The organism is Pseudooceanicola pacificus (assembly GCF_009789075.1).
Lineage (GTDB): Bacteria > Pseudomonadota > Alphaproteobacteria > Rhodobacterales > Rhodobacteraceae > Pseudooceanicola > Pseudooceanicola pacificus.
In genome coordinates this window covers 679,754-685,792 of sequence record NZ_WNXQ01000001.1, presented here as the reverse complement: position 1 = coordinate 685,792, position 6,039 = coordinate 679,754, and the positions used below count along the sequence as shown (strand labels likewise).

6 protein-coding genes are annotated in these 6,039 nt (G+C 67.3%); 2 read left to right on the top strand and 4 right to left on the bottom strand.

What is annotated here, in order from left to right; genetic code table 11:
* Both GLS40_RS03075 and GLS40_RS03070 read right to left on the bottom strand, forming a co-directional pair.
* Positions 1-930: FAD-binding protein (locus tag GLS40_RS03075; RefSeq protein WP_160381118.1), on the bottom strand; the 930-nt coding region annotated here is incomplete at its 3' end.
* A gap of 94 nt (positions 931-1,024) precedes the next feature.
* Positions 1,025-2,476, bottom strand: coding sequence for an FAD-linked oxidase C-terminal domain-containing protein (locus tag GLS40_RS03070; protein WP_160381117.1), 1,452 nt, complete (start codon positions 2,474-2,476; stop codon positions 1,025-1,027).
* Positions 2,477-2,595: 119 nt separating this feature from the next.
* Here GLS40_RS03070 and GLS40_RS03065 point away from each other — a divergent pair, with 119 nt between their 5' ends.
* Together GLS40_RS03065 and GLS40_RS03060 are read left to right on the top strand one after the other, a co-directional pair.
* Positions 2,596-3,312 carry a DUF599 domain-containing protein gene (locus GLS40_RS03065; RefSeq protein ID WP_160381116.1) on the top strand — a complete coding sequence of 239 codons (717 nt, stop codon included), beginning with the start codon at positions 2,596-2,598 and terminating at the stop codon, positions 3,310-3,312.
* A gap of 36 nt (positions 3,313-3,348) precedes the next feature.
* Positions 3,349-3,711 (top strand): hypothetical protein, encoded by a 363-nt coding sequence (locus tag GLS40_RS03060; RefSeq protein ID WP_160381115.1) that lies wholly within the window; start codon positions 3,349-3,351, stop codon positions 3,709-3,711.
* A gap of 73 nt (positions 3,712-3,784) precedes the next feature.
* Here the strand turns inward: GLS40_RS03060 and GLS40_RS03055 are convergent, their stop codons facing one another.
* On the bottom strand, positions 3,785-4,846 hold the full coding sequence (locus GLS40_RS03055) for an acyl-CoA dehydrogenase family protein (protein ID WP_160381114.1): 1,062 nt from the start codon (positions 4,844-4,846) through the stop codon (positions 3,785-3,787).
* Between the two features lie 5 nt (positions 4,847-4,851).
* Positions 4,852-6,039 (bottom strand): acyl-CoA dehydrogenase family protein, encoded by a 1,188-nt coding sequence (locus tag GLS40_RS03050; protein ID WP_160381113.1) that lies wholly within the window; start codon positions 6,037-6,039, stop codon positions 4,852-4,854.

The window sequence follows — 6,039 nt, the reverse complement described above, 5'->3', positions numbered from 1 at the left end:
CTCGACGCCCTCGGGCACCAGCAGCCAGACCAGCCCGCCGCCCCAGTCGAGCATCGCCTCCGCGCCGGTCCCCTCCACCGCCGCCAGCAGCTCCGCCGCCCGCGACGGCGTGACAGAGACCTTCCACACCGCGCCCGCCCGCCCGGCAAAGGGCGCGACATCGCGCACCTCGCGCCAGAGCGCGGCGCTCTCCTCGCCCTCGACCAGCGACCAGCCCGCACAGGCGCCCGCGCGCAGCCGCCCGGCGCGATAGGCGACCGAACCGGCCAGCCCCTCGACCCGCACCCGCGCCTGCCCCGCAACCCAGGCCGCCCCGCTCACGTCGAAGGGCGAGCGCAGCGCCACCGCCAGGGCCGCCTGCCCCTCGGCCGCCGTCAGGCCCGACTGCACCAGCGTCGCCTCGGCCTGCGGCACGGCCAGCACCTTCAGGCTCACCTCGCTCAGCACCCCAAGCGTGCCGAAACTCCCCGCCATCAGCTTGACCAGATCATAGCCGGTGACGTTCTTCATCACCCGCCCCCCGTTCGAGATCGCCCGCCCGGCGCCATCCACGAAACGCACGCCCAGCAGGAAATCCCGCGCCGCGCCCGCCTGCACCCGGCGTGGCCCGCTCACATTGGCCGCCATCGCGCCGCCGATCGTCGGCTCGCCCGTGGTGCCCATCAGCCCCCGCGCATCCATCGGCTCAAAGGCCAGCCTCTGGCCCTTCGCGGCCAGCACCGTCTCGACCTCGGCCAGCGGCGTTCCGGCCCCGACCACCAGCGTCAGCGCGCCGGGTTCGTAAAGCCGCACGCCGGCAAGCCCGCCGGTCTCCAGCACCGCGCCCGCCACCGGCCGCCACGGCAGCCGGGTCCCGCCCCCGCGCACCTCCAGGGGCCCGCCCGCATCGCGGACCGCGTCGGCCAGCTCACTCTCGCTTTCAGGTCTCATCTCGCGCCCTCCGGGGCCAGATCCCCGATCCATGCTTCATCTCGTCCAAAATACTCCGGGGGAGTCGGCCGCAGGCCGGCGGGGGCAGCGCCCCCTACTCCGCCGCCATCCGCACTGCATCCCTGCGCCCGGCACTCACCGATAGGGGAAAGACCTTCGCCGGGTTCAGCAGCCATTTCGGGTCGAACACATCCTTCACCGCCATCTGCGCCTCCAGATCCGCCGGGGCATACTGATGGCTCATCAGGTCGCGCTTCTCGATCCCGACCCCGTGCTCGCCGGTCAGACAGCCGCCCACCTCGACGCAGAGCTTCAGGATCTCCGCCCCGAATGCCTCGCACAGCTCCAGCTGCCCGGGTTCGTTCGCGTTGAACAGGATCAGCGGATGCATGTTGCCGTCCCCGGCATGGAACACATTCGCGACCTCCAGCCCGTAGCGCTCCGACATCTGCGCGATCCGGCCCAGCACCTGCGGCAGGGCACTGACCGGGATCGTCCCGTCCAGGCACATGTAGTCGTTGATCTGGCCCATCGCGCCAAAGGCCGACTTGCGCCCCAGCCAGATCCGCGCGCTTTCCTCGGCCGAGCCGCTTTCGCGCAGCTCCACCGGGTCGTGGCGCCGGGCGATCTCCAGGATCAGGCCAAGCTGTTCGGCAATCTCCTCGTCCGAGCCTTCGACCTCGACGATCAGCAGCGCCTCGCAATCGGGGTATCCCGCCTTGGCAAAGGCTTCGCAGGCGCGGATGCAGGGCCGGTCCATGAACTCGATGGCCACCGGCAGCACGCCCGCCTCGATGATATCGCTGACACAGGCGCCGGCCACCTCGTTGCTGGCGAATCCCATCAGCACCGGGCGCGCGCCCTCGGGCTTGGGCAGGATGCGCAGCACCGCCTCGGTCACCACGCCCAGCTGGCCCTCGGATCCGCAGATCACGCCCAGCAGGTCCAGCCCGCCGGCATCCAGCCAGGGGCCTCCGATCTCGACCACCTCGCCCTGCATGGTGACAAGGGTCACACCCATCAAGTTGTTGGTCGTCACCCCGTATTTCAGGCAATGCGCCCCGCCCGAATTCATCGCGATATTCCCCGCGATGGCGCAGGCCAGCTGCGACGAGGGGTCGGGCGCATAGAAAAAGCCGTCGCCCTCCACCGCGCCGGTGACGCTCAGGTTGGTGCGCCCGGTCTGCACCCGGATGTAGCGGTCGTCATAGGCGGTTTCGAGAACCGCGTTCATCCGCGCCACGCCCAGAATCACGCAATCCGCCGTGGGCAGCGCCCCGCCCGCCAGCGATGTGCCCGAGCCGCGCGGCACCACCGGCACCTCCATCTCGTGGCAGATGCGCAGGACGGCGGCGACCTCGCCGGTTGTGGACGGCAGGACGGCGGCCAGGGGCGGGCAGCGATAGGCGGTCAGCGCATCGCATTCATAGGCGCGTGTCTCTGTCGGATCGTCGATCACCGCGTCGCGCGGCAGAACCTCGCGCAGGCGCTTCACCAGGGCGGGTTTCAGCGCCAGGACGCGCGGATCGGGGGCTGGCATCTCCATCGGCGGGCTCCTCCGGTCTGTCCGGCACGCGGGACGGACCGCCGCGCGCAGGATTGGTAAAGAAATATAACCAATTTTGCCCGGTAGCCACAAGCCCGCTTGTCCGGCTAGATGGTCGCATGAAATGGACCGACCGCATCGCCCTGTTCGAACCGATTGATTTTGTCGGCCTTGGCCTGCTGTTCGGCCTGTGGCTGATCATCGGCTGGCTCATCGAACATCCGGGCAAACACCCCTCGGTCTCGCGGCTGATGGCCAGCCACCGGCGCGAATGGATGCGCGTGATGATCACCCGGCAGCCGCGCATCTTCGACTCCCAGACCCTGGCGTCGCTGCGCGAGGGCACCTCCTTCTTTGCCTCGGCCACGATGATCGCCATCGGCGGCGCACTGGCGATGATCGGCAATTCCGAACGATTCACCGGCCTTGCCAATCAGCTGACGCTGGAATCCGACCCGGCCTTCGTCTGGGAGGCCAAGGTGCTGGTGATCATCGTCTTCCTGACCAATGCCTTCCTGAAATTCGTCTGGTCGCACCGGCTGTTCGGCTATTGCGCGGTGCTCATGGCCTCGGTCCCAAACGACCCGCAGGACCGGCGCGCCATCCCCCGCGCCGACAAGGCGGCCGAGATCAACATCTTTGCCGCCCGCAGCTTCAACCGGGGCCTGCGCTCGGTCTATTTCGCCCTTGGCGCCGCCGCCTGGCTTGTCGGGCCCGGGGCGCTTATCGGGGCGGCAGTGCTCACCTTTGCCGTGCTTTGGCGCCGCGAGTTCGCCTCTCAATCGCGGAAAGTGTTGATCGAGGGCAACGCACACGAGGGCGACACGCCAAAGTGACCTGCATGCCCGGGGGCCGAGGACTATGCTCCGCCCATGATCCGAGCCCTCCTCCTGTCCCTGGCGATTCTCTCGACCGGCGCCGCCGTGCGGGCCAATCCGCCCGAAATTGTCGCCGCCACCGCCGAACGCTCGGGCATGGGCTGGCGAATCGAGGTGACGCTGAAGCACGCCGATACCGGCTGGGATCATTTCGCCGACGGCTGGGAGGTGCTGGACGAGGCGGGCAACCGCATCGCCTATCGCAAGCTGCACCACCCGCATGTGAACGAACAGCCCTTCACCCGCTCGCTGCCCTCGGTGATGATCCCGGACGGCACGCGCCGCATCTTCATCCGGGCCCATTGCTCGGTGAACAAGGGCATGAGCGCACCGTTCGAGCTGGACCTGTCCTACTGACCCGGACCGCTGAGGCGGAAACGAAAATGCCCGGCGCGATGGCCGGGCATGTCCTGTTGCGCGGGCGTGGCGGTCAGGCCGCCATCACCCTGGACAGATGGTAATCGGTGTCACCCAGCTGCGCGTCGATCATGATGATCCGCTTGGCGTAATGCGAGCCGGGATATTCCCAGGTCATCGCGATGCCGCCATGCATCTGGATCGCCTCTTCGGCCACCAGCCGGCCGGCGCGGCCAATCAGGTTCTTGGCCATCGCGCAGTATTTCGTCGCATCCGGCCCGTCGAGTTCCGACGCCGCCTTGATGACGATCGAGCGCGACTGCTCGATCTCGGTCAGCATGTCGACCGCGCGGTGCTGCAGCGCCTGGAAGGTGCCGATCGGCCGCCCGAACTGCTTGCGCTGTTTCAGGTAGTCCACCGTCATCGCGTGCAGCACTTCCATCGCGCCGACCGCCTCGGAACACAGCGCCAGGATCCCGGCGTTCACCGCGTCCTGCACGGCATCCGCCGCGTCTTCCAGCACCAGAACCGCCGGGGTGTTTTCCATGATCACCTCGGCCGCGCCGCCGCCGTCGATCATGGCATAGCCGGTCACATCGGCATCCGCCGCATCGACGCGGAACACGGCCAGCTTGCCGTCCAGCTTGGCCGCGATCAGCAGATGATGCGCCGCCTGCCCGCCGTAGACCGCGCTCTTGCGGCCGGTCAGGGTGTAGCCGTCACCGGATTTCGTGGCCTCGGTCGCGATGCTGGACAGGTCGTAGGGCGCCTCGATCTCGCCAAGGCCGACCGCCGCGCGCATCGAGCCCGACAGCAGCGCCTCCTGGTTCGCGTCGGTGTGCGACAGGATCCGAGTGGCCATCAGCGCGCCCAGGACGGGCTCGGGGCAGATCACACGGCCCAGCGATTCGAACACCACCGAGATGTCGAACCCGGTGCCGCCGAATCCGCCCTTGTCCTCGGGCGCGAGGGCAAAGATCGCGCCCAGTTCGGCCAGCTGATCCCACAGCGCGGGATCGTGGAACGGCTCTTGGTAGGCCACCTTGATACGGTGATCGACGGGGTATTTGTCAGCCAGGAAACGGTTCAGGCTGTCCGACAGCATCTGCCGGTCTTCAGTCAGGTCGAAATCCATCTAGTTCAAAGCTCCAGCACTGCTTTCGACAGGATATTCCGCTGGATCTCGTTGGATCCGCCGAAAATCGAAGTCTTGCGGTTGTTGAAGTACCGCGCCGCGTTGTTGGCGTGGTTCTCGGGGGCCAGGGCCAGGTTGCCCTCGGTGATCGCACCGGGGAAGGGCGCGGCCGACGGGCCAAGCGCGCGACGGGCCAGATCCTTCAGCTCCTGGTTGATGACGGTGCCCTTGATCTTGAGGATCGAGGTCTCGGGCCCCGGCGCGCCCTGCTTCTGCGCCTTGAAGAGCATCCGCAGGTTGGTGATCTTCATCGCCTCCAGGTCGACCTCGACCTGCGCGATGCGGGCCGCGAACAGCGGGTCCTCCAGCAGCGGCTTGCCGTTGCGCATGACCTTGCGGGCCAGCGCCTTGACCTCTTCCAGCGCCAGCATCGAGAAGCCGACCCCGGCAATGCCGGTCCGTTCATGTGTCAGCAGGTACTTGGCGATGGTCCAGCCCTGGTTCTCCTTGCCGACGAGGTTCTTGTAGGGCACGCGGACGTCGGTAAAGAACACCTCGTTCACCTCGTGGCCGCCCTCGATCAGCTTGATCGGGCGCATCTCGATACCCGGCGTGTCGAGATCGACGAGGATGAAGGAAATCCCCTCCTGCTGCTTCACATCCGGATCGGTCCGGCACAGGCAGAAGATCTTGTCGGCATGCTGGCCGAGGGTGGTCCAGGTCTTCTGACCGTTGATCACCCATTCGTCGCCATCGCGCACCGCGCGGGTCTTGAGGCTGGCAAGGTCCGACCCGGCGCCCGGTTCGGAATAGCCCTGACACCACCAGTCCTCGCCCGACATGATGCGGGGCAGGTAATAATCCTTCTGCTCCTGGCTGCCGAATTTCTGCAGCACCGGGCCCAGCATCGCCAGGCCAAAGGGCACGATGCGCGGGGCGTAGAACTTGCACGATTCCTCGTCGAAGATATGCCGCTCCACCGGGGTCCAGCCGGGGCCGCCGTATTCCTTGGGCCAGGTCACGGCCAGCCAGCCCTTCTTGGCCAGGATCGCGTGGTAGCGCTCCATGATGTCCTTGGTCAGCTCGCTGCCGGCTTTCACGGCGGACGAGATATCCTCGGGCAGATTTTCCTTGAAGAACGTGCGAACCTCCTCCCGGAAGGCCTGCTCTTCTTTCGTGAACGTCAGGTCCAT